Below are 20,690 nucleotides of genomic sequence, written 5' to 3'. Positions count from 1 at the left end.
AAAGACAGCTGTCACCGACCGAGCCACCCCCCGATGAGCAGGGAGTATGACGACGTGCAGCTCTTCACCCCCCGATCATGCGCGCGAACGTTGACCAAGCTCGCCCTCGCCGTCTCGCTGATCGGCGGCACCCTCGCGGCCACCTCCCCCGCCCACGCGGCCGGCGACGAACGCGGCCCCGACCCCACCGACGCGCTGCTCGAAGCCTCCAGGGGCCCGTTCGCCACCGCGGAGACCAGGGTCTCGGCGCTGGTGCCCGGCTTCGGCGGCGGCACCATCTACTATCCGCTCGACACCAGCCAGGGTACGTTCGGCGCGATCGCCATCTCCCCCGGCTACACCGCCCGCTGGTCCAGCCTCGAGTGGCTGGGCCCGCGCATCGCCTCGCACGGCTTCGTGGTGATCGGCATCGAGACCAACACCATCTACGACCAGCCCGACAGCCGGGGCCGCCAGCTCCTCGCCGCCCTCGACTACCTGGTCGAGGACAGCCCGGCCACCGTGCGCAGCCGCATCGACCCGAACCGGCTGGCCGTGGCCGGCCACTCGATGGGCGGCGGCGGCACGCTCGAGGCGGCCAACAGCCGCCCGTCGCTGCAGGCGGCGGTGCCGATCGCGCCGTGGAACCTGCAGAAGTCGTGGTCCGGCGTACGCGTCCCGACCATGATCATCGGCGGTGAGGCCGACGCCATCGCCCCGGTCCTCACTCACTCCAAGCTGTTCTACGACAGCATCCCGGCGTCGTCGGAGAAGGCGTACCTGGAGCTGAACAACGCCAGCCACTTCTTCCCGCAGCTGCCCAACACCACGATGGCCAAGTCGATGGTGGCCTGGCTGAAGCGGTTCGTGGACGACGACACCCGCTACGAGCAGTTCCTCTGCCCGCCGCCCAGCGGCCTGGCGATCTCGGAGTACCGCGACACCTGCCCCAGCTCCTGATCCCTATTTCCTTGGTAACCGCTGATGGCGGCCGCAAGACGCGGCCGCCATCGGCGCATACACCGAACCGCAGGGCCTCGGGACACAGGTGGCCGGGGAACGGCGAGAAGTAGCACGGCCAAAGCGGCAAACCGCCCACCGACCGGCCCGATGGGTTTGTCACGACCGCCGAAGCGTGTCGCGAACCTCCATCAGGGCGAACCCGAGCAGATTGAGCCCCTGCCACATCTCCGGCTGCTCGGCCCGCTCGTCATCGGCCGCCAACCCGATCCCCCAGATCCGATCCACGGGACTGGCCTCCACCAGCACCCGCTCACCGGTCCCCAGCAGAAACTCCCTGAGCTCGGGATTCTGCCCGAACTTGGCGAGATTGCCCTGTACCACGATGTCGAACCGGGCCGCCGCCCACTTCTCCTCGTCGAAGCCCCGTACAAGCCGCCCGAGATCCTTGGCCTGCTTGGGATGCGCGGCCGCGACGATGGCGCTCGCCGTCTCCTCATCCCCGAACAGCCGCGCCTTCCCCGCCATCATGAAGTGCTCAGCGGTCGCGTACGTGACCCCGTCCACCACGAACTCCGCCGGCCACCACTGCGACAGGCACCCGGCTCCCACCCCACCGGACCGCGGCGGCCGATGCCCCCAGAACTTCAGGTACCTGACCCGCTCCCCCCGCCGGACGGCCTCGACCAACCCCTGCACATCCCGCACCACTTCCGCCATACCCCCAACCATCCCAAATCCCCACAGGTCACCGCCAACCGCTTTCCGCTCGTCCGGTACCGGGAGCGTGCACGAACGCTGCCCCGCCCGCCGGAAGGGCACCCCGGAAGAGGCCGCGTGCGCAGACGGACCGGCGGGCGGAGGAATCCGCCGCTGCGCGTCTTCGTGCTCGACAGCGAGGCGCTGTCCCTCTCCATACGGGGCGACCGGTAGATGATCACGTGGCCAGACCTCGCCCCGCGGCCACGCAGAGGTGGTGACGTCGCCGATGACGGTGGTCGAGGCGTACGACGGGAGGATCACCGAGCAGCGCTGGGACTGGGTGCTCTCCCGGGTCAACGTCGCCGAAGTGGGCAAGGACGAGGCCCGCGAGGCGCGCCGGCTCCTGTCCGACGCCAAGCTCCACGGCCACAAGCACGTGATCGCTGCCGTGCTCGCCGTCATCGCACGACGTCAGAAGGGACAGGTCACCGTCCTCACCTCGGACCCAGGCGACCTGGAAAGGCTCGTCCCCGGCACGATCCTCGTCAAGAAGATCTGACCCCTCCGGCTCCCGTCACCGATGGGTGACCCGGGTCAGGTACCGGGTTCGTACTCCCCTGCGCATCCCCCTGGCCGCGCCAGCGACCGTTTCCCCACCCACCGACGACACCTCCTCCATGGATTTCGGCCTGAGCGGCACGTACGCCAGCAGGGGATAAACCTCCGCTGATACTGACCTCCCGGCCACCTGCCGTTGTGGCGGAAACTTCTTCAGAGCGTCGTCGATGATCCCGTGCAACGCCCTGGCACAGGCTGATGAGCGGAAGTCGCCGCGGTTGTCGGCACGTTGCCCGGGACATTCGCTAGTTGCTGATCTATTGTTATTGCAAACAATACGCAACTACATACTTGGGGAGATAGCTCATGGGGCAGTACACCCTCCCGGACATGCCGTACGACTACGCGGCGCTGGAGCCCGCGATCACCGGCGAGATCCTGGAGCTGCACCACGCCAAGCACCACGCCGCCTACGTCAAGGGCGCCAACGACACCTTGGAGCGGCTGGCGGAGGCCCGCGAGAAGGGCGAGTTCGGCGGGCTGGTCGGGCTGGAGAAGACGTTCGCGTTCAACCTGTCGGGCCACGTGCTGCACAGCATCTTCTGGCAGAACCTGTCGCCCGACGGCGGCGACCGCCCTGACGGCGATCTGGCGGCGGCGATCGACGAGCACTTCGGCTCGTTCGAGGCGTTCAAGAAGCAGCTCACCACCGCCACCACCACCGTGCAGGGCTCGGGCTGGGGCGTGCTGGCCTGGGAGCCGGTCGGCCGTCGTCTGGTGGTCGAGCAGGTCTACGACCACCACGGCAACGTCGGCATGAACACCACCCCGCTGCTCGTCTTCGACGCCTGGGAGCACGCCTACTACCTGCAGTACCGCAACGTCCGCCCGGACTACGTGGAGAAGCTGTGGGACCTCATCAACTGGAACGACGTCATCGCCCGTTACGACGCCGCCCGCGGCGCCTGACGCATCCCCCATGCCGGCGACGTCCGCCCGGTCACAGCTTGGTCCGCAAGGCCGGGCAGGCGTCGCTTCCGTGAGCATCCGCCTCGTCCCACCGGACGAGGCGGATGCCTTCCCGGCCGGCGTGGCCGAAGTGGCCGGCCGGGTCTTCACTCACCCACACGCGTGCCGACGCGGCGCTCGGCTTGTATCGCGAGGCGCGGCTGGCGGGCGGTGGCGATGCGCCCGGGAACCGAAGCCAGGCCGATCACGGCCCGCAGGCCTGGCGGCACCCTGTCCGGAACGGCGATGCCGGCGTGAGATTTGTCCAGCACAGAGGCGTACATCACCTTGATGCCACTTGCTGGCAATTGCACATAATGTGCAGAATGAGGCTCTCGATCACCTCTGTTGTCGAGCGCCACGGGAGACACACCGCATGAGCCGCCCGCCCCATACCCATGCCAGGCACCGCACCGGACGCGGTGGACGGATCACCAGCAGACTGCTCGTCCTGGTCACGGCTCTCACGCTGACGACGGCCTGCTCCCAGCCCTCCACGGAGGGCAGTGCGCAGGTGACCGAGCAGGCGGCTCCCGGCTTCCCGGTGACGGTGGAGAACTGCGGGCGCAAGCTGACGTTCGACCGGCCGCCGTCCAAGGTCGTCACCGGTTACCATCCGGCGCTGGAGACGCTGCTCGCGCTCGGGCTGGGCGATCGGATCGCCGGGCGTACGAACTTCTCCGAGAGCGCGTTCCTGCCCGGCCAGAAGGAGCAGTACGACAAGATCCAAGAGATCTCACCGACGATCATGTTGCCGCAGAAGGAGATCATGCTCGCCCAGGGCGCCGACTTCGTCCTGGACAATTCGATGGCCGGCTTCGACGCCGCCGGCGGCTACGCCACCGTGGAAGAGCTGGACGCCGCCGGCTCGCCCGTCTACATCCTGGGCGGATGGTGCAGTCCCGAGGAGGTGCTCACGTTCACCCTCGACGACACCTTCGACGACCTGCGCAACCTCGGCAAGATCTTCGGCGTCTCCGACCGTGCCGAAGCGCTCATCAGCGAGCTGCAGGGCGAGCTGGCCGATGTCAAGAAGCGCGTGGAGGGCCGCACTCCGGTCAAGGTGCTCGCCACCGACGGCGGCGAAGGCCCCGTCAACGCCTTCGGCGGTTCCGGGATCACCAACCAGATGATCGTCGCGGCAGGAGGGGAGAACGTCCTCAAGGACGTCAAGGGCGACTACACCGAGGTCAGCGCCGAACAGATCAGCGCCTCCGAGCCCGAGGCCATCCTGGTCAGCGACTACGCCACGCTGCGCGGTGAGGACATGCCCACTTCGCAGGCCAAGGCGGAGGAAGCCTTCGCCATCGTCAGGAACAGCCCGGCCGCCAAGAACAAGCGCTACCTGGCCCTTCCGGTCGCGGCCCAGCATCCCGGCTACCGCAACATCCTGGCGATCACCGACATCGCCCGGTTCCTGCACCCGGACGCCTTCGCCCAGTGACCAGCACGCTCCGGCAGAACCCGGCACCCGCCGGACTCGTTCCCGGGCGCCGCCGCCCCATGAGCCGGTTTCTCCTGCTCATCGTCGCCCTCGTCGCCGCGGTCGTCGCCTCGACCTGGCTGGCGGTGAGCATCGGCGCGGTGCACGTCGCCCTGCCCCAGGCGTGGGGCATCGTGGCCGATCACATCGTCCCCGGCGTGGTGCCGCGCACCTGGACCCCGGTGCAGGAGCAGATCGTGTGGGAGTTCCGGCTGCCACGCGCCCTGCTGGCGTTGCTCGTCGGAGCCGGTCTGGCGGTCGTGGGGGCGGTGCTGCAGGCATTGGTCCGCAACCCGCTGGCCGACCCCTTCCTGCTCGGCGTCTCCTCCGGCGCCTCATTCGGCGCGGTGGTCGTGCTGATCCTGGGTGCCTCCGCGCTGGGCGGGCTGTCGCTGTCGGCCGCGGCGTTCCTCGGCTCCCTGCTGGCCCTGGGCCTGGTGTACGCGCTGGCCCAGCGCTCCGGCCGGCTCACCGCGGCCAGGCTGGTGCTGTCCGGCGTGGCGCTGGCGTACCTGTTCCAGGCCGCCTACAGCTTCGTGCTGCAGCTCGCGCAGAGCGGGCGGGCCGCCCAGCAAGTGCTGTTCTGGCTGATGGGCAGCCTCGGCGGGGCCCGCTGGCCGATGCTGCCGCTGCCGGCCGTCGTGCTGGCCGTCGGGGTGGCGTACCTGCTGATGCAGCACCGCCGGCTGAACGCGCTGGCCGCCGGCGAGGAGACGGCCGTCTCGCTCGGGGTGAACGTCAACCGGTTGCGCCTGAGCCTGTTCGTGCTGACCTCGCTGCTGGTCGGCGTCATGGTGGCGACCAGCGGCGCCATCGCGTTCGTCGGCCTGATCGTGCCCCACGCCGCCCGGCTGCTGGTGGGCGCCGACCACCGGCGCGTGCTGCCCGTCACCGCCCTGCTCGGCGCGGTCTTCCTGCAGCTCGTCGACATCGCCGCGCGCACCGTCAACGCGCCGCAGGAGCTCGCGCTCAGCATCGTCACCGCGCTGTTCGGCGTGCCGTTCTTCCTGTGGCTGCTGCGCCGCCGCTCGGCGGACCGGGCGGTGAACGTCTCATGAAGCTCGATCTGCGCGGCCTGTCCGTCGCCCTCGACGGCACTCCGATCGTGCGCGAGGCAGACCTGGTGGTGGACGACGGTGAGTTCGTCGCCCTGGTCGGGCCGAACGGCTGCGGCAAGTCCACCCTGCTGCGCTCGATCTACCGGGCCCTGCGCCCCACGGCCGGACTCATCACGGTGGACGGCGACGACGTACACCGGCTGCCCGCCCGCCAGGCCGCCCGGCGCACCGCCGTCGTCGCCCAGGAGACCCCGCCCGACCTGGACTTCACCGTGGCGGAGATCGTCGCCATGGGCCGCACCCCCTACCCGGCCGATCCTCGTGCCGACGAGGAGCTGTGCGCTCGGGCGCTGGACCGCGTCGGCATGGCCGGCGCCGCGGGCCGGATCTTCGCCACGCTGTCCGGCGGGGAGAAGCAGCGCGTGCTGCTCGCCCGCGCCCTCGCCCAGCAGACCCGCCTGCTGCTGCTGGATGAGCCGACCTCGCACCTGGACATCCGCCACCAGCTCGAACTGCTGCACCTGGTGCGCGAGCTCGGCGTCGCCACCCTGGCCGTCCTGCACGACCTCAACCAGGCCGCGGCCTTCTGCGACCGCCTGTACGTGATGAGCGCCGGCCGCATCGTCGCCGGCGGCCCGCCCGATCAGGTCCTCACCCCCGAGCTGATCTCCGAGGTGTACGGCGTGCGCGCCGTGCGCCGTACCCAGCTCGTCTTCGAGCGGCTCAAGGAGGAGCAGTGATCCCCCGGCTGCTGGCCCCGTCACCGTCCGTCCGGTGGCGCCTGGCGGGACTCGTGCTGTTGCTGCTGTCCGTCACCGCCACCTACGTCGGCCAGGGCGTCCTCGTCGCCCAGGCCCTGGCCCGGATCTTCGCCGGCCGGGACGCGGGCTCGATCGTCTGGTTCGTGGCCGGCGTCGTCGTGTTGCAGCTCGTCCGCAGCGCCGTGCTCGCGGTGCGCGAATCCGTCGCGCTGCGCGCCTCGGCCGCGGTCACGACCGAGCTGCGCCGCCGCCTGACCGCGAAGCTGCTGCGGCTCGGCCCCGCGCACGCCCAGCGCGGGCGCACCGGGGCGGCGCAGACCACGCTGGTCGACGGCATCGAGACCCTCGACGCCTACATCGGCCGGTTCCTGCCCCAGGTGATCGCCTCCATCGTGGGCGCCGTCGCCGTGACCGCCGCAGCGCGGCCGGCGACCATCGCTACTTCGCCAGATCCCGGCTGATCACCAGGCGCTGGATCTGGTTGGTGCCTTCGAAGATCTGCATGATCTTCGCCTCGCGCATGTACCGCTCCACCCGGAACTCCCGCGTGTACCCGTACCCGCCGAACACCTGCACCGCGTCCGTCGTCACCTTCATCGCGGCGTCCGTCGCGACCAGCTTCGCGACGGAGGCGTGGCGGCCGTAGGGAAGGCCGGCGTCGCGGCGGCGGGCGGCGTCGAGGTAGGTGGCGCGGGCGCTGTCCACGGCCGCCGCCATGTCGGCCAGCAGGAACCCTAGCCCCTGGTGGTCGATGATGCGCTTGCCGAACGTCCGGCGTTCCTTGGCGTAGGCGACGGCCTCGTCGAGGGCGGCCTGGGCGAGGCCGGTGGCGCAGGCGGCGATGCCGAGGCGGCCGGAGTCGAGGGCGCTGAAGGCGATCTGCAGGCCCTGGCCTTCCTCGCCGATGAGGCGGTCGGCCTCCAGCAGGACGCCGTCCCAGTGGGCGCTCGTGGTGGGCACCGCGTGCAGGCCCATCTTCTCCTCGGGCTTGCCGAAGGTGAGGCCGTCGGCGGCGCCGGGGGCGAGGAAGCAGGAGACGCCGCGCGAGCCGGAGCCGGTGCGGGCGAAGAGCGCGTAGAAGTCGGCGATGCCGCCGTGGGTGATCCACGCCTTGTTGCCGGTGATGCGGTAGCCGTCGGCGACGCGTTCGGCGCGGCAGGACAGCGCGCCCGCGTCGGAGCCCGCTTGCGGCTCCGAGAGGCTGTAGCCGCCGATGAGCTCGCCGGCGAGCATGCGGGGCAGCCACCGTTCGCGCTGCTCGGGGGTGCCGTAGGTGAAGACGGTGTAGCAGGCCAGGGTGTGCACGCTGACGGCGACGGCGACGGCCGCCCAGCGGGCCGCCAGCTCCTCCACGACCTGAAGGTACACCTCGTACGGCTGCGCGCCCCCGCCGTACTCCTCGGGGTAGGGCAGGCCGAGGAGCCCGGCGGCGCCCAGGGTGGCGAAGAGCCCTTCAGGGTAGGTCTCGGAGCGTTCGTGCTCGTCGACCCTGCGGGCCAGCTCCTTGTCTGCGATGTCGCGGGTCAGCTCGATGAGGTCTTCGGCGTCCTGGTCCGGCAGCAGGCGTTCGACGGTCACGGTGACTCCCTAAGGACGGCTTTAGAGATTGTCCAGCGCTTTCTGGGCGCGCTCGCGGAACTCTGCGACCCTGGCGAGCTTGATGTCCTCGTACCCCCGGATGAGGTCGGGCAGCCCGGCGATCTCCTCGACGACGGAGGCGGTCTCGGGGGTGAGGCGGTCGAGCGCGGTACGTACGAGCCCGCGGTATTCGCCGATGAGCGCCCGCTCGACCCGGCGCACCTCGGCCTTGCCGAACACGTCGAACGCGGTCCCCCGCAGCACCCTGGCGGCGCGCAGGCCGCGGAAGAGCACTCCGGCCGAGCGGCCCACCTTGATCTTGCGCTTCATGCCCATCGCGCGCAGCACGGGCGGGTGGAGCAGCACGGTGACCTTGGCGTCCTTGCCGAACTCGCGCTCGCGCCGCGCCACCTCGGCGGGGTCGAGGTGGAGGCGGGCGACCTCGTACTCGTCCTTGTAGGCCATCAGCTTGTGCAGGCCGCGCGCGTAGGCGAGGGCGATGGCGGTGCCGGCCTCCTCGCCGGCGCGTTCGACGGCGAGCGCGGCGACGCTGCGGACGTCGCCTTCGTACGTACGGGCGTAGGTGGCGTTCTGGTAGCCGGTGAGGTCGGCGACGCGGTCGGCCACGACCTCATCGAACGTCTTCGGCCCGGCGGGCTCGGGCAGCACGGCCCTGCGCACGGCCTCGGGGTCGTGCACGGCGGCCCGCCCCCACCGGAACGCGGCGAGGTTCTGCTCGACGGAGGCCCGGTTGAGCTTGATGGCCTGCTCGATCGAGGCGGCGCTGACGGGCAGGCAGCCCTGCTGGTACGCGGCGCCGAGCAGCAGCAGGTTGGCCGGCATGTGGTCGTCGAACAGCTCTTCCGACAGCGCGTGGGCGTCCACGCAGATCTGCTCGCGGGTGGCGGAGGCGACGCGGGCGACGGCGTCGGCGTGGCCGGGCACGGGGATGCGTCCGGTGACCATGGCGGCGGTGGGCACCACGGAGGTGTTGAGCACGGCGACGGTACGGTCGGGCGCGGCCACGGCGAGGGTGGCGTCGGCCGCCGCCCCGAGCACGTCGAAGCCGATGAGCACGTCGGCGCTGCCCTGCGAGGCGCGCACGTGCCCGGACGGCGGCCGCTTGCCGATCCGCACGTCGCTGACCACGGGCCCGCCCTTCTGCGCCAGCCCGGTCTGCTCGAGGCCGGTGGCGTGCAGCCCGTCGAGGTGTGCGGCCATCTGGAGGATCTGCGAGACGGTGACCACGCCGGTGCCGCCGATGCCGGGCATCCTGATGAGCGTCTCGTCGCCGTGCGCGGCGACCGGCTCGGGCGCGGTGACGGGCGGTTCCGGCGCCTTCCTGGGCTCCTTGGTGCCCGGCTCGACCAGCAGGAACGACGGGCAGTCGCCCTTGAGGCAGCTCAGGTCGGTGTTGCAGGACGCCTGGTGGATGCGGGTCTTGCGGCCGTACTCGGTCTCGACGGGCTGCACCGACAGGCAGGTCGAGACGTCGCCGCAGTCGCCGCAGCCCTCGCAGACCCGCTCGTTGATGTGCACCTTCTGGGTGGGCGCGGGCAGCTTGCCGCGCTTGCGCAGCCGCCGTTCCTCGGCGGCGCAGCGGTCGTCGTGGATGAGCACGGTCACCCCGCCGGCCGCGGCCAGCTCCTTCTCGACCTCGGGCAGGTCGTCACGGTGTCGTACGGAGGCGATCGGCGCGAGCTCGACGCCCCGGTACCGCTCGGGCTCCGGCGTGGTGATCACCACTTTGCGCACGCCCTCCAGGGCCAGCTCGCGCGTCAGCGACGGCACGTCGAGCTTGCCCTCCGGGTGCTGGCCGCCGGTCATGGCGACCGCGTCGTTGTAGAGCAGCTTGTACGTGATCGGCACCCCGGCCGCGACGGCCGCCCTGATGGCCAGCGAGCCCGAGTGGTGGTAGGTGCCGTCGCCGAGGTTCTGCACGAAGTGCCGGTCGTCGGTGAACGGCGCGAGCCCGATCCACTGGGCGCCCTCGCCGCCCATCTGCGTGATGCCGACCTGGGTGCCGCGCCCGTGGCCGTCGAGCGCGATCATCGCGTGGCAGCCGATGCCCACGCCGACCAGCGTGCCGTCGGCGGTGCGGGTGGAGGTGTTGTGCGGGCAGCCGGAGCAGAAGTACGGGGTGCGGGCGGCGACAACCGGCAGCAGGCCGCGGCGGCGCTCGCGGCGGGGCGGCTCGATGCCGAGGCAGGTGGCGATCGCCTTGGCGACGTCGTCGGCGCCCAGCGTGCCCCTGGCGGGGAGCAGGTCGCGGCCCCTGATCTCGGGGGCGTGCGCGGCGCCGTACAGGGCCTGCTTGAGCTGGCCTTCGAGGAACGGCACCTTGTCCTCGACCACCAGCACCCTGGTGAGGCCGGAGGTCAGCTCGGCCAGCTCGGCGGGGTCGAGCGGGAACGGCATCGCGATCTTGATGAGCCGCAGGCCGTGCTCGTCCATGGCGGCCTCGTCGACGCCGAGGTCGTTCAGGGCGCGCTCGACCGCCGCGTACGTGGCTCCTGAGGCGAGGATGCCGAGCGCGGTGTTGCCGGCGCTGGCCGTCACACGGTTGAGTCCGTGCTCGCGTGCGTACGCGCGGGCGAGGGCGAGGCGGCGGGTGAGCATGTCGTGCTCGGCGTCCAGCGCGGCGGGGCCGAGCAGGATGGGGGCGGGCCCCTTGGCGACGCGCTCGGGCACGGGCACGCCGGCGCGCAGCGGCCCGAGGTCGACGGTGGCGGAGGCGTCGGCGATGTCGGCCACGATCTTCAGGCCGACCCACAGGCCGCTGGCCCGCGACATGGCCACCGCGTGCAGGCCGTACTCGATGATCTCGGCGACCGTGGCGGGCGCGAGCAGCGGCATGGACAGGCTCTGGCACATCGGCTCGCACGAGCTGGGCAGCGTGGACGACTTACAGCCGGGGTCGTCGCCGATCCAGGCCACCGCGCCGCCCAGCGGGGCGGTGCCGGCGACGTTGGCGTGCCTGATGGCGTCGGCGGCGCGGTCGAGCCCGGGGTTCTTGCCGTACCAGAAGCCGGTCACGCCCTCGTGGCGGCGGCCCGGCACCTGGTCGAGCAGCTGCGTGCCGGCCACCGCGGTGGCGGCGAGCTCCTCGTTCAGTCCGGGCTGGAAGACCACGCCGGCGGGCTCCAGGTGCCTCGCCGCCCTGCCCATCTCCAGGTCCACACCCGCCAGCGGCGAGCCAGGGTAGCCGCTGACGAACGCGCGGGTGTCCAGCCCGCGTTCGTCGTCCAGGCGGCGCTGTTCCAGCGTCAGGCGGACCAGGGCCTGGATGCCCGAGATGAGCACGCGGCCGTCGAGTGCCGTGTACTTGTCGTCGAGCGACACGGGGGTGGGAGTCTCGCTCGCGCTCATGCGAACCTCCTGGCTTTCATACGTGCTCGCCTCGTGGCACGCTGCTTCCCAGCACAGCAACCCGGGCATGATATGCGCAAGTATTAGACGAGAAACCGGGCCGAAGACGCAAACAATATGAGTTCATGGACCTGCCAGCCGACGTTCTTTGCGCGTGAAGGGGGCGTACTCCGTGCCTGAGATCGACGAGATCGATCACCAAGTGCTGCGGCTCCTGCGCGAGGACGGGCGCAGGACGTTCTCCGAGATGGCCGAGCGTATCGGCCTGTCGGTGGCGGCGGTCAAGCGGCGGGTCGACCGGCTCAAGGAGATCGGCGTGATCACCGGCTTCTCGGTGCAGATCGACTACGCCAAGCTCGGCTGGGGCATCGAGGCCTTCACCGAGCTGCGCTACCCCGGCACCACTCCGGTCAGCGAGATCATCCGCACCGCCACCGACGTGCCGGAGGTGCAGGAGGTGTTCACGATCGCGGGCGACCCCGACGCGCTGATCCACGTACGAGTGCGCGACCTCGGCCACCTGCAGCAGGTCATCGACCGGCTGCGCAGGGCCGGGGACGTCACGGGCACCAAGACCCTGCTGGTCCTCGGCTCGTGGAGCCGCGACGTGCTGGGCTGAAAGCTCCGGGGCGCAGGTCAGGAGGTGCGCCTGTCCTGGTGGGAGAAGGAGCGCACGAGCAGGCCGATCGCGAGCAGCACCGCCACCCCCAGGCCCAGCATCCAGACCGACGCGCCGGTCACCGGGAGCTGCCCGGCCTCGTGGTGCGCGGGCGGCGGCACCTCGCCCGCGGCGGCGGGCGTGTCCCTGCCGCGCTCGCGGCGGTGCTCGTCCTGCTCCGCGTGCTCGTGCTTGCCGTCCTTGCGCTCCGCTTCCGGGGTCGCGGTGGGGGTGGGCTCGGGCGTCTCCTCCGCCTCCGTGGTGCTCTCCGGCTCCGGCGCCGCCGCCACGACCGTGTCGGCGCAGACGTGGTTGTCGGCGGTGTTCTCCTCGCCGTCGCCCGTGGTGACCGACGCGCAGATCGTCAGCGGGCCCGCCTCGTGCGGGGTCAGGCTGAAGGCGTACGTCCTGCTCTCCCCCGGCGCGAGCGGGCCGAGCGGGCAGGTGAGCGCGGGGCCGGTCTGCGGGCACTCCGCCGGGCGCTGCGCGATCGTCGCCCGGCCGCCGTCGGCCGGGTGGTGCAGGGAGACGTTCGCCGCTCGCGAGGGGCCGTGGTTGGTCACCGTCAGCCGGTACGGGATCGGCTCCCCGTGGCCCACCTCCTTCGGCGCGCCCTCCTGGCGTACCTCGACCTCCGCGACCGCCCGCGCCCTGGTCGTCAGCTCGGCCTCGTCGGGGGTCGCGTCGGGGGCGGTGACGGAGGCGCGGATGGCCAGGTTCGTACCGTTCCGCAGCGCCGGGTCGGTGGTGACCGGCAGCTCGAACGTCACGCTCTGCCCCGCCGGGAGCGCCATGCCGGGGCCGCCGCAGGTGAGCGTGCGGCCGGTGAGCCGGCAACCGTCGGGGAGCGGGCCCGGGGTGAGGTCGCGGTCGAGCAGGCCGGTGGCGACGACGCCCGTGGCGTCCGTGACGCCCGCGTTGGTGACGGTCAGGACGTAGGCCGCGTCGTCCCCGATGATCACGGGGTCGGGGGTGAGCTCCTGGGCGACGCGCAGGTGCGCCGGCACTTTGGGGGTCCCGGACGTGCTCGGCCTGGGTGCGGGCGGGCCGCCCCGCCGTCCTCCCTGTTCGCCGTCCTGTCCGTACGTCTGGTTCCAGCCGCGCGGGCCCGGCTGGCCGGGCAGCGGTCCGTACGGGGAGCTGCGCACGACGCCGTCCGGGCCGAGCGCGCTCTTGGCCGCGCTGCCGGGTGCGCGACCCCAGCCGGAGCCGCGAGCGGCCCAACCGGGTGCGGGACCGAAACCGGCGCCGCCGGCGGCCCCGCCGGACCGGGGACCGAAGCCCGGCTCACGAGCGGCCGCGCCGGACCGGGGACCGAGGCCCGGCTCACGGGCGGCTCCTCCGGGCGCGGACCGGCCCTTCTCAGCGGCGGGCCAGAGGTCGGCGTCCGGGACGGGTGCGTGTATCGCAGGCGGGGTGGAGTTCGCAGGAAGTGCCGTGGTCGCCGCCCAGGCGGCGCTGCCCAGCGCGGCGAGCGAAATGATGATCGCCGCGATCCCGGGCCTGCTCATGTCGTACCCCCGCCCTATGCGCTTGTCTCGACCCGGTGGCGATCCTCCTGCCGGCCGGTCAGGTCGCGGGGGCGGTCCGACCGCAACGATGCGCCGCCATGACCGACTCTTTAGCCGTCGCCCCGGTAGGGCGGCAGGTTGAAGCGGGCGCGGATGGTGCGCTGCACCTCCAGCTTGTCGGCGCGGGCGTCGATGGTCAGCACGTACTCCTTGCGCCGGAACAGTTCCAGCACCGGCCCGGTCTTGTCGTGGTAGTCGGCCAGCCGCCTGGCGAGCGCGTCGGGGGTGTCGTCCGGCCTGGTCACCAGCTCGCCGCCGCACACGTCGCAGCGGCCCTCCTCCTCGGGCCGGTGGGCGATGAGGTTGTAGTCCATGCCGCAGCGCGAGCACAGCCGCCGGGCCAGTACCCGCCTGCGCACCTCCTCGTCGGGCAGGTCGAGGTGGATGACGCCGTCGATGTCGTAGCTCTCCAGGAAGAACTCGGCCTGGCGGCGGTTGCGCGGGAAGCCGTCGATGATGAAGCCGTAGTTCCAGTCGTGCAGGTCGAGCCGGTCCTTCACGACGTCCTCCACGAGGTCGTCGCCGACCAGCTCGCCGGCCGCGACGAGGCGGCGTACCTGGGCGCCGAGCTTGGTGTGGTTCTTGACGTGCCAGCGGAAGATGTCGCCGACGCTGATGTGGACGAGGTCGAGGTCGCCGGCGAGCATGGCGCTCTGGGTGCCCTTGCCGCTGCCCTGCACCCCCATGATCACGTATTTCCGCATGTCGAGCGCTCCCGTCCTGTCGTAGGCATGCTCACCCGCGTATCGGCGATCATGCGCGGAGAGACGCACGAACCGTCGTGCGGGGACGAGGTGCCGCCCGATTACGTAGATCTGCCGATGGTTTTGCGCAGGCGGCGCGCATACTGTCGGCCCTGCCGAGCGCCTTCGAAGCAGGGTGGGTTCATGCGCGCGCTGACCGTGTTCCTGTCGTTCCGGTGGTTCCTGTCGTTCACGTCGCTCGCGTCCACGTGCGCCATGGCAGCGGCCTGCGCCGCCCCCGCGGGCGCGAGACAGGCCGCGGCGACGCCCGACGTGGTGTTCCAGCGGGCCGACTTCACCACGGGCACCGCCGAGGGCACGACGGCGTCGGAGGGGCTGGCGTTCGGGGAGGCCGCGGGCACGGTCTCCTACACCGACGCGCTGGGCACCAAGACGTGGGAGTACGCCCGCTGGACCGGCCCTGAGCAGGCCATCGGCTTCCCGGCCACCGAGCTGATCGCGTCGTGGACGGCCGACGTGCCGCCGGGGAGCTGGCTGCAGGTACAGGCCAGGGGCAGGAACGCCGGGGGCCTGACCCGGTGGTATGCGCTGGGCCGCTGGTCGTATGCGGAGGGCGACGTGCTGCGCACCTCGGTGCCCGGGCAGTCGGACGCGGATGCGAAGGTGGCCGTGGACACACTGGTCGCGGCGGCCGGCAAGCCGCTCAGCGGCTACCAGCTCCGGCTGACCCTCTATCGGCGGCCCGGCTCGGACGTCGTCCCCCGGGTGCGTACGTCCGGCGTGATGAGCTCCAACGTGCCCCGCCGCGAGAGCGTGCCGGTCAGCCCCGGCGGCGGCGCGTGGGGCAAGGAGCTGGCGGTGCCGCGCCGCTCCCAGAACATCCACAAGGGCCACTACCCCGAGTGGAACGGCGGCGGCGAGGCGTGGTGCAGCCCGACCTCGACCACGATGGTGATGGGTTATTGGGGCGTCCGGCCGAGCGAGCAGGACACCGCCTGGGTGTCAGGCTCCGACCCGAACCCCGAGGTCGATCACGCCGCGCGCTACACCTACGACCATGCCTACAAGGGCACCGGCAACTGGCCGTTCAACACCGCGTACGCCGGCCGGTACGGCCTCGACGGGTTCGTCACCAGGCTGCGCTCGCTGACCGAGCTGGAGCGGCTGATCAGCGCGGGCGTGCCGGTGATCACCTCGCAGTCGTTCAAGGAGGATGAGCTGCCGGGCGCGGGCTATGGCACGGACGGCCACCTCATGGTGGTCGTCGGCTTCACCGAGGACGGCGACGTGATCGCCAACGACCCGGCGTCGCCGAGCAACGCGGCCGTGCGCAGGGTCTATCCGCGGGCCGCGTTCGAGAACGTGTGGCTGCGCGGTTCGAGCAGCGGCGGGGTGGCGTACGTGATCCATCCGCGGGGTCACCGGCTGCCCGCCACGACCCCCGGGCTGCCGGCCAATTGGTGACGCAGATTGCCCGTCATGATGTGCCCGAATATGCGGGGATAACTGCTGGTCAGCGGGTGTTCGTGCCCCTCGACGGCCGCCCCGGAGCTGCGTACATTGTCATCCGACAAACGCCGAACTCGACGAGCCTTGCGCGGTGGAACGCCGGATGACCGAGGACGAACCAGCCACGATCGAGAAGACTCGGCCCGTGCGCGACATGCGATGGAACGGTCCACCGCTGCTGCTGTCCGACGCCGGGGCCCGGGTGCTGCTGGCCGGCACGGGCACGCACCGGCCCGCCTCCCGGCTGCCGCACGCGCCCGCCGTGGCCGCCACGCTCGACGACGTCGCCCGCTGCCTGGTGGAGCGGGCCGGGCTGTCCCCGGATCGGCTCGACGTGCTGCTCGACCCGGCCGGTCCGGCCGAGCTGGGCACGGCGCTGGAGCGGGCGGCGCGCGAGGCGACGAGCGTGCTGATGTTCCACTTCGTCGGCCATGCCCTGTTCGGGCCGGGCGACGAGCTCTACCTCGCCACCGGCGCCACCGCCGACCTGTCGGAGGGCACGGCGGGCTATCAGGCGCTGCCGTACGCGCTGGTGCGGCGGATCATGGCCGGGTCGCGGGCCGGGCTCGCGGTCGTGGTGCTCGACTGCTGCTTCAGCGGCGGCGGGCGGCCGGTGCCCGCCAAGCTCATGGAGCAGTCGCTGGCCTGGCCGGGGGCGTACGTGCTGGCCGCGACGAGCAAGGAGCCCAACTCGTGGGCGCTGCCCGGCGTGCGGCACACCGCGCTCAGCGGCGGGCTGCTGCGGCTGCTGCACGAGGGCGATCCTGAGGGGCCTGCCGCGTTCACGCTCGACCACGTGCACCACCGCCTGGCCCGGTCGCTGCCCGCCGCCGGGTTCCCGCGTCCCCGGCGGGAGGCGATCGAGCTGGAGGAGCTGCCGCCGCTGGCCGTCAACCCGGCCCACGCGGCGCCCCGGGTCCGGCAGCGGCCGGTGGCCACGCCCGGCGACCCCGGCAGCCCTTACCGGGGGCTGGCCGCGTACGGGGCCGAGCACGCCGGGGTGTTCGCCGGGCGTGAGGAGGCGACGCGGTCGCTGGTCGCGCGCGTCCGTCAGGCGCTGCGGGCGGCCCGGCCGCCGATGGTGCTCGGCGCGCAGGCGTTCGACGGCGCGGGGCCGCTCGTGCTCACCGGCCCTTCGGGGTGCGGCAAGACGTCGTTGCTGCGCGCGGGGCTGCTGCCCGCACTGAGGGACGAGGTGGGGCGGTGCATCGCGCTGACCCCCGGTGCCGAGCCGACGGCGGCGCTGGCCGCCGAGCTGGCCGCGCTGAGCGGCGCCGATCCCGTACGCCTGCGCGCGATCATCGAGTCCGACCCCGCCGCGGCCCGTCGCGGGCTGCCCGGACCCACGCTGGTGGTGGTCGACCAGTTCGAAGAGGTGTTCACCGCGTGCGGCGACGAGACGGCGCGGCGGCGGTTCGTCGCGGCGCTGGCCGAGCTGTCCGGGTCGGCGGCGGTGGTGATCGCGGTACGCGGTGACTTCTTCGCGCGCTGCGCGGCCTACCCGGGGCTGCTCCAGGCGCTGCGGCGGCCGGAGGTCGTGCCGCCGCTGTCGCCCGCCGGGGTGCGCAGGGTCATCGAGGAGCCGGCCGCGCGGGCCGGGCTCGCCGTCGAACCGGGGCTGGTCGAGCTGATCCTGGACGATCTGCGCCGGGTCGATGAGGACCCGTTGCCGAAGCTGTCGCAGGCGCTGCTGGCCACCTGGCGGCGGCGTACCGGCGGGGTGCTCACCATGGAGGGCTACCGCGCGGCCGGCGGGGTCGCGCGGGCGATCGCGATGAGCGGCGAGGAGACGCTGCGGGGGCTCGGCGCGGAGTTCGAGCCGGTGGCGCGCGGGCTGCTCGAACGTCTCGTCTTCGTGGACGAGCAGGCGGGCGCGCTGCCCAGGCGGGTGCCGGTGGCCGAGCTGAGCCCGGGGCCCGAGTCGGTGGCGGGGCAGGTGCTGGCCGAGCTGGTCAGGGCGCGGCTGGTCACCGTGGAGCGCGACGAGGCGCGGCTCGTCCACGAGGCGCTGGTGCGGGCCTGGCCCCGGCTGGCGAGCTGGGCGGAGGCGCGGCGGGCGCGGCTGCTCGTACGGGGGCGGCTGGCGGAGGACGCCGCCCTGTGGCGGGAGGACGGCAGGAACCCGTCGTACCTGTACGCCGGTGACCGCCTCGCCACGGCGGAGACCGTCGTCGGCCTCGCGCAAGCCGGCCGCCGTGAGACGGCGCGACGGGCGGAAAGCGCGGCGCGGCGGACGCGAAAGGCCGGGGCGGACGCGCTCGCGCAGTGGGCCGAAGAGGACGTGCGGCGGGCCGGGGAGGGCGTGCCGGAGGCCGGCCAGGACGCACGGGACGTCCGTGATGCGAGCCCTATCGAGCGGGAGTTCCTGGTGGCCTCGCGCCGCCGCCAGGACCGCAGGAGGCTGATCGCCCGCGGCACCATCGCCGCGCTCTCCCTCCTCGTCCTGGTCGGGGCGGCGGGCGGCGTGGTGGCGGTGGTGCAGGGCGGCCGGGCCGACGCGCGGGCCATGGAGGCGGCGAGGATGCGCGACGAGGCGCTGTCCCGCGAGGTCGCGGCGGCGGCGAGCCGCGCGGGCGACACCTCGCTCGGCTCCCAGCTCGCGCTCGCGGCCTACCGCCTGTCGCCGACGCCGGAGGCGCGCGGCGCGCTGCTCGGCTCGCTCTCGCGTCCGATCGGGGCGCGGCTGATCGGCCACACCGCCCCAATCGAGCAGGTGGTCTTCCGTCCCGACGGCCGCGTGGCCGTGACCGCGTCCGGCGACTTCACCGCCCGGCTGTGGAACATCGCGGACCCGCTGCGTCCCCAGGCGCTGGGCGTGGTGGGCGGCCACATCGGCGGAGTGCGCGCGGCGGCGTTCGCCAAGGGCGGGAAGGTGCTGGCGACGGGGTCGGCCGACGGCACGGCCCGGCTCTGGGACGTCTCCGACACCGCGAGCCCGCGCCCGCTGGCCACGCTCGAAGGCCACAAGGAGCCGGTCGGCTCGGTGGCGTTCGCGCCGGAGGGCGACGTCTTGATCACCGCCTCCCCCGACGGCACGGCCCGGCTGTGGAACGTGACAAACCCCCGCAAAGCCGAGGAGCTGTCGGTCGTCCGCCAGGACGCCGACTTCACCGGGGCGGTCTTCAGCCCCGACGGCCGCACGGCCGCGCTGGCCACCGCCGCGGGCACGATCACGATCCTCGACGTACGCAGCCCCTCGACGCCGGTCACGCTGGCGATCCTGACCTCGACGCACGGCGGCCTGCGCGGGCTCGCGTTCTCCCCCGACGGCCGCACGCTGGCGGCGGCCTCGGCGACCGGCACGATCGAGCTGTGGGACGTCGCCGCCGCCGAGCAGTCGGGCACCGCCAAGGGCAGCGGCGCGGCGGTGCACGACGTCGCGTTCAGCCCCGACGGCACGCTGCTCGCCGCCGCCTCGGCGGACGCCGACGTCCGGCTGTGGAGCCTGGACGACCCGGCGGCGCCGGAGATGGTGGGGACTCTGGCCGGGTCTCCCGACGCGGTGACGGGGGTGGCGTTCAGCCCCGACGGGCGGCACCTGGCCACCTCGGGTGCCGACGGGATCGCCCGCCTGTGGAACGTCGCCGACGCCGCCCGCCTCACCCCCCGCGCCCGCCTGGCGCGGCACACCGGCGAGGTGAACGCGGTGGCGATCTCCAAGGGCGGCACCGTGCTGGCCAGCGCGTCCGACGACGACACGATCCGGCTGTGGGACCTCTCCGACCCGGCGGCCGCCGTCCCGCACTCCACGCTCACCGGCCACACCGAGGCGGTGCTGACGGCGGCGTTCAGCCCCGACGACGACCACCTGGTGACCGCTTCGCGGGACGGCACCGCCCGTCTCTGGGACGTCTCATCGCCGGAGGCGCCCAAGCCGCTCGGCACGATCACCGGCGGCATCCGTTCGGCCGCGTTCGGGGCGGACGAGCGTACGGTGCTGACGACCTCGTCCGACGGCCGCGCGGCCCTGTGGAACGTCGAATCTCCCGCCGCGCCCGCCCGCCTCGCCTACCTCGGCCCCGCCGAGATCCGGCTGACCGCCGCCGCGTTCCGCCCGGACGGCAAGCTCGTGGCGACTGGCTCGGGCACCTCGTCCGTTCGGCTCTGGGACGTCTCCAAGCCGGCCCGCCCGCGCTCGGTCGCCACGTTCACCGCGCACACCGGCGAGGTGCTCGGCCTGCGGTTCAGCGGCGACGGCGCGACGCTGGCCACCGCGTCGTCTGACGGCACGGTCCGGCTGTGGGACGTCTCCGACACCGCGAACCCGCGCCGCCTGTCGGAGCTGACCGGCCACGCCGCCGACGTGGTGAGCGTGGCGTTCGCGGCCGACGACCGCAGGCTTGTCACGGCCTCCGACGACCGGACCGTACGCGTGTGGGACGTGGTCGATCCGTCCGCTCCGGCGCTCTGGGCGGTGTTCGCGGGCTCGCGGCCGGTGCGCGACGCCGTGCCGGGACCCGACGGCACCGTGCTGGCCGGCGCGTCGGGCAGCGCCGTACAGCTTCATGGGCTGAACGTGGAGCAGGCGAGCGCGCGGATCTGCGAAGAGGCCGGCACGTCGATCACCCGCGCCGAGTGGGACCGCCACTTCCCCGGCCGCCCGTACACGCCTCCGTGCCCCTGACAAGCGCCCGCCCGGACGCACCCTCCCCGCCCCTGAGAAACGCCCGCCCGGACGCACCCTCCCCGCCCCTGACAAGCGGCTGCCCGGACGCACCTGACGCCCCCGAGAAGCGCCCGCCTGTCCTCGCCTCCGCCCTCATGAGGAGCGGCGCCCGGACACGCCTCCGCC

16 protein-coding genes are annotated in these 20,690 nt (G+C 72.8%); 10 read left to right on the top strand and 6 right to left on the bottom strand.

The features are described from left to right. The first annotated feature begins 33 nt into the window (after positions 1 to 33). Positions 34 to 939 (top strand): alpha/beta hydrolase family protein, encoded by a 906-nt coding sequence (locus ACFMQL_RS24830; protein ID WP_378787234.1) that lies wholly within the window; start codon positions 34 to 36, stop codon positions 937 to 939. A 159-nt stretch (positions 940 to 1,098) separates the two neighbouring features. Here ACFMQL_RS24830 and ACFMQL_RS24825 read toward each other — a convergent pair whose 3' ends face one another. After that, a complete protein-coding gene (locus ACFMQL_RS24825; RefSeq protein WP_364056594.1) occupies positions 1,099 to 1,659 on the bottom strand; it encodes an NADAR family protein in 561 nt (186 codons plus the stop codon). Positions 1,660 to 1,927: 268 nt separating this feature from the next. Between ACFMQL_RS24825 and ACFMQL_RS24820 the strand changes: the two genes are divergently transcribed. Then, positions 1,928 to 2,200, top strand: a complete 273-nt coding sequence (locus ACFMQL_RS24820; protein ID WP_364056597.1) for a hypothetical protein — start codon at positions 1,928 to 1,930, stop codon at positions 2,198 to 2,200. Between the two features lie 365 nt (positions 2,201 to 2,565). Beyond that, positions 2,566 to 3,168, top strand: a complete 603-nt coding sequence (locus ACFMQL_RS24815; RefSeq protein WP_364056600.1) for a superoxide dismutase — start codon at positions 2,566 to 2,568, stop codon at positions 3,166 to 3,168. 146 nt (positions 3,169 to 3,314) lie between these two features. Here the strand turns inward: ACFMQL_RS24815 and ACFMQL_RS24810 are convergent, their stop codons facing one another. Then, positions 3,315 to 3,569 (bottom strand): hypothetical protein, encoded by a 255-nt coding sequence (locus ACFMQL_RS24810; protein ID WP_378787231.1) that lies wholly within the window; start codon positions 3,567 to 3,569, stop codon positions 3,315 to 3,317. Between the two features lie 14 nt (positions 3,570 to 3,583). On the opposite strand from ACFMQL_RS24810, the gene ACFMQL_RS24805 reads away from it, so the two are divergent. Genes ACFMQL_RS24805 through ACFMQL_RS24790 form a run of 4 tightly spaced genes read left to right on the top strand, consistent with a single transcriptional unit; the run spans position 3,584 to position 6,970 of the window. Further along, entirely contained in the window at positions 3,584 to 4,651 is a 1,068-nt protein-coding gene (locus ACFMQL_RS24805; protein WP_378787229.1) for an ABC transporter substrate-binding protein, read from the top strand. 59 nt (positions 4,652 to 4,710) lie between these two features. Continuing rightward, positions 4,711 to 5,748, top strand: a complete 1,038-nt coding sequence (locus tag ACFMQL_RS24800; protein ID WP_364056607.1) for an iron ABC transporter permease — start codon at positions 4,711 to 4,713, stop codon at positions 5,746 to 5,748. After that, positions 5,745 to 6,488, top strand: coding sequence for an ABC transporter ATP-binding protein (locus ACFMQL_RS24795; RefSeq protein WP_378787227.1), 744 nt, complete (start codon positions 5,745 to 5,747; stop codon positions 6,486 to 6,488). Before ACFMQL_RS24800 ends, ACFMQL_RS24795 begins: the two co-directional genes overlap by 4 nt. After that, on the top strand, positions 6,485 to 6,970 hold the full coding sequence (locus tag ACFMQL_RS24790; protein ID WP_364056613.1) for an ABC transporter transmembrane domain-containing protein: 486 nt from the start codon (positions 6,485 to 6,487) through the stop codon (positions 6,968 to 6,970). Before ACFMQL_RS24795 ends, ACFMQL_RS24790 begins: the two co-directional genes overlap by 4 nt. Here the strand turns inward: ACFMQL_RS24790 and ACFMQL_RS24785 are convergent. Then, entirely contained in the window at positions 6,948 to 8,087 is a 1,140-nt protein-coding gene (locus ACFMQL_RS24785) for an acyl-CoA dehydrogenase family protein (protein ID WP_364056616.1), read from the bottom strand. The genes ACFMQL_RS24790 and ACFMQL_RS24785 overlap by 23 nt on opposite strands. A 21-nt stretch (positions 8,088 to 8,108) precedes the next feature. Beyond that, on the bottom strand, positions 8,109 to 11,456 hold the full coding sequence (locus tag ACFMQL_RS24780; RefSeq protein ID WP_378787224.1) for an indolepyruvate ferredoxin oxidoreductase family protein: 3,348 nt from the start codon (positions 11,454 to 11,456) through the stop codon (positions 8,109 to 8,111). Between the two features lie 172 nt (positions 11,457 to 11,628). Here ACFMQL_RS24780 and ACFMQL_RS24775 point away from each other — a divergent pair, with 172 nt between their 5' ends. Continuing rightward, positions 11,629 to 12,075, top strand: a complete 447-nt coding sequence (locus ACFMQL_RS24775; protein WP_364056622.1) for an Lrp/AsnC family transcriptional regulator — start codon at positions 11,629 to 11,631, stop codon at positions 12,073 to 12,075. Positions 12,076 to 12,092: 17 nt separating this feature from the next. Here ACFMQL_RS24775 and ACFMQL_RS24770 read toward each other — a convergent pair whose 3' ends face one another. Both ACFMQL_RS24770 and ACFMQL_RS24765 read right to left on the bottom strand, forming a co-directional pair. Then, on the bottom strand, positions 12,093 to 13,625 hold the full coding sequence (locus ACFMQL_RS24770; RefSeq protein ID WP_378787221.1) for a hypothetical protein: 1,533 nt from the start codon (positions 13,623 to 13,625) through the stop codon (positions 12,093 to 12,095). 110 nt (positions 13,626 to 13,735) lie between these two features. Beyond that, complete coding sequence (locus tag ACFMQL_RS24765; protein ID WP_378787219.1) at positions 13,736 to 14,389, bottom strand: adenylate kinase family protein; 654 nt, start codon at positions 14,387 to 14,389, stop codon at positions 13,736 to 13,738. 183 nt (positions 14,390 to 14,572) lie between these two features. On the opposite strand from ACFMQL_RS24765, the gene ACFMQL_RS24760 reads away from it, so the two are divergent. After that, the gene (locus ACFMQL_RS24760; RefSeq protein WP_364056631.1) at positions 14,573 to 15,853 is read left to right on the top strand and encodes a C39 family peptidase; all 1,281 of its coding nucleotides are present in this window, start codon (positions 14,573 to 14,575) and stop codon (positions 15,851 to 15,853) included. Between the two features lie 199 nt (positions 15,854 to 16,052). After that, positions 16,053 to 20,522, top strand: a complete 4,470-nt coding sequence (locus ACFMQL_RS24755; protein WP_378790206.1) for a hypothetical protein — start codon at positions 16,053 to 16,055, stop codon at positions 20,520 to 20,522. The last annotated feature ends 168 nt before the right edge of the window (positions 20,523 to 20,690 follow it).

The organism is Nonomuraea fastidiosa, from assembly GCF_042751225.1.
GTDB classification, from domain to species: domain Bacteria; phylum Actinomycetota; class Actinomycetes; order Streptosporangiales; family Streptosporangiaceae; genus Nonomuraea; species Nonomuraea fastidiosa.
Note: the sequence above shows the minus strand (reverse complement) of the source record. Positions and strands in the feature narration are given on the sequence as shown.

Bases quoted from the DNA above. Each gene is read 5' to 3' on its own strand.
- ACFMQL_RS24830 (WP_378787234.1), top strand. From the start codon at position 34: ATGAGCAGGGAGTATGACGACGTGCAGCTCTTCACCCCCCGATCATGC.
- ACFMQL_RS24825 (WP_364056594.1), bottom strand. From the start codon at position 1,659: ATGGCGGAAGTGGTGCGGGATGTGCAGGGGTTGGTCGAGGCCGTCCGG.
- ACFMQL_RS24820 (WP_364056597.1), top strand. From the start codon at position 1,928: ATGACGGTGGTCGAGGCGTACGACGGGAGGATCACCGAGCAGCGCTGG.
- ACFMQL_RS24815 (WP_364056600.1), top strand. From the start codon at position 2,566: ATGGGGCAGTACACCCTCCCGGACATGCCGTACGACTACGCGGCGCTG.
- ACFMQL_RS24805 (WP_378787229.1), top strand. From the start codon at position 3,584: ATGAGCCGCCCGCCCCATACCCATGCCAGGCACCGCACCGGACGCGGT.
- ACFMQL_RS24800 (WP_364056607.1), top strand. From the start codon at position 4,711: ATGAGCCGGTTTCTCCTGCTCATCGTCGCCCTCGTCGCCGCGGTCGTC.
- ACFMQL_RS24795 (WP_378787227.1), top strand. From the start codon at position 5,745: ATGAAGCTCGATCTGCGCGGCCTGTCCGTCGCCCTCGACGGCACTCCG.
- ACFMQL_RS24780 (WP_378787224.1), bottom strand. From the start codon at position 11,456: ATGAGCGCGAGCGAGACTCCCACCCCCGTGTCGCTCGACGACAAGTAC.
- ACFMQL_RS24770 (WP_378787221.1), bottom strand. From the start codon at position 13,625: ATGAGCAGGCCCGGGATCGCGGCGATCATCATTTCGCTCGCCGCGCTG.
- ACFMQL_RS24765 (WP_378787219.1), bottom strand. From the start codon at position 14,389: ATGCGGAAATACGTGATCATGGGGGTGCAGGGCAGCGGCAAGGGCACC.
- ACFMQL_RS24760 (WP_364056631.1), top strand. From the start codon at position 14,573: ATGCGCGCGCTGACCGTGTTCCTGTCGTTCCGGTGGTTCCTGTCGTTC.
- ACFMQL_RS24755 (WP_378790206.1), top strand. From the start codon at position 16,053: ATGCGATGGAACGGTCCACCGCTGCTGCTGTCCGACGCCGGGGCCCGG.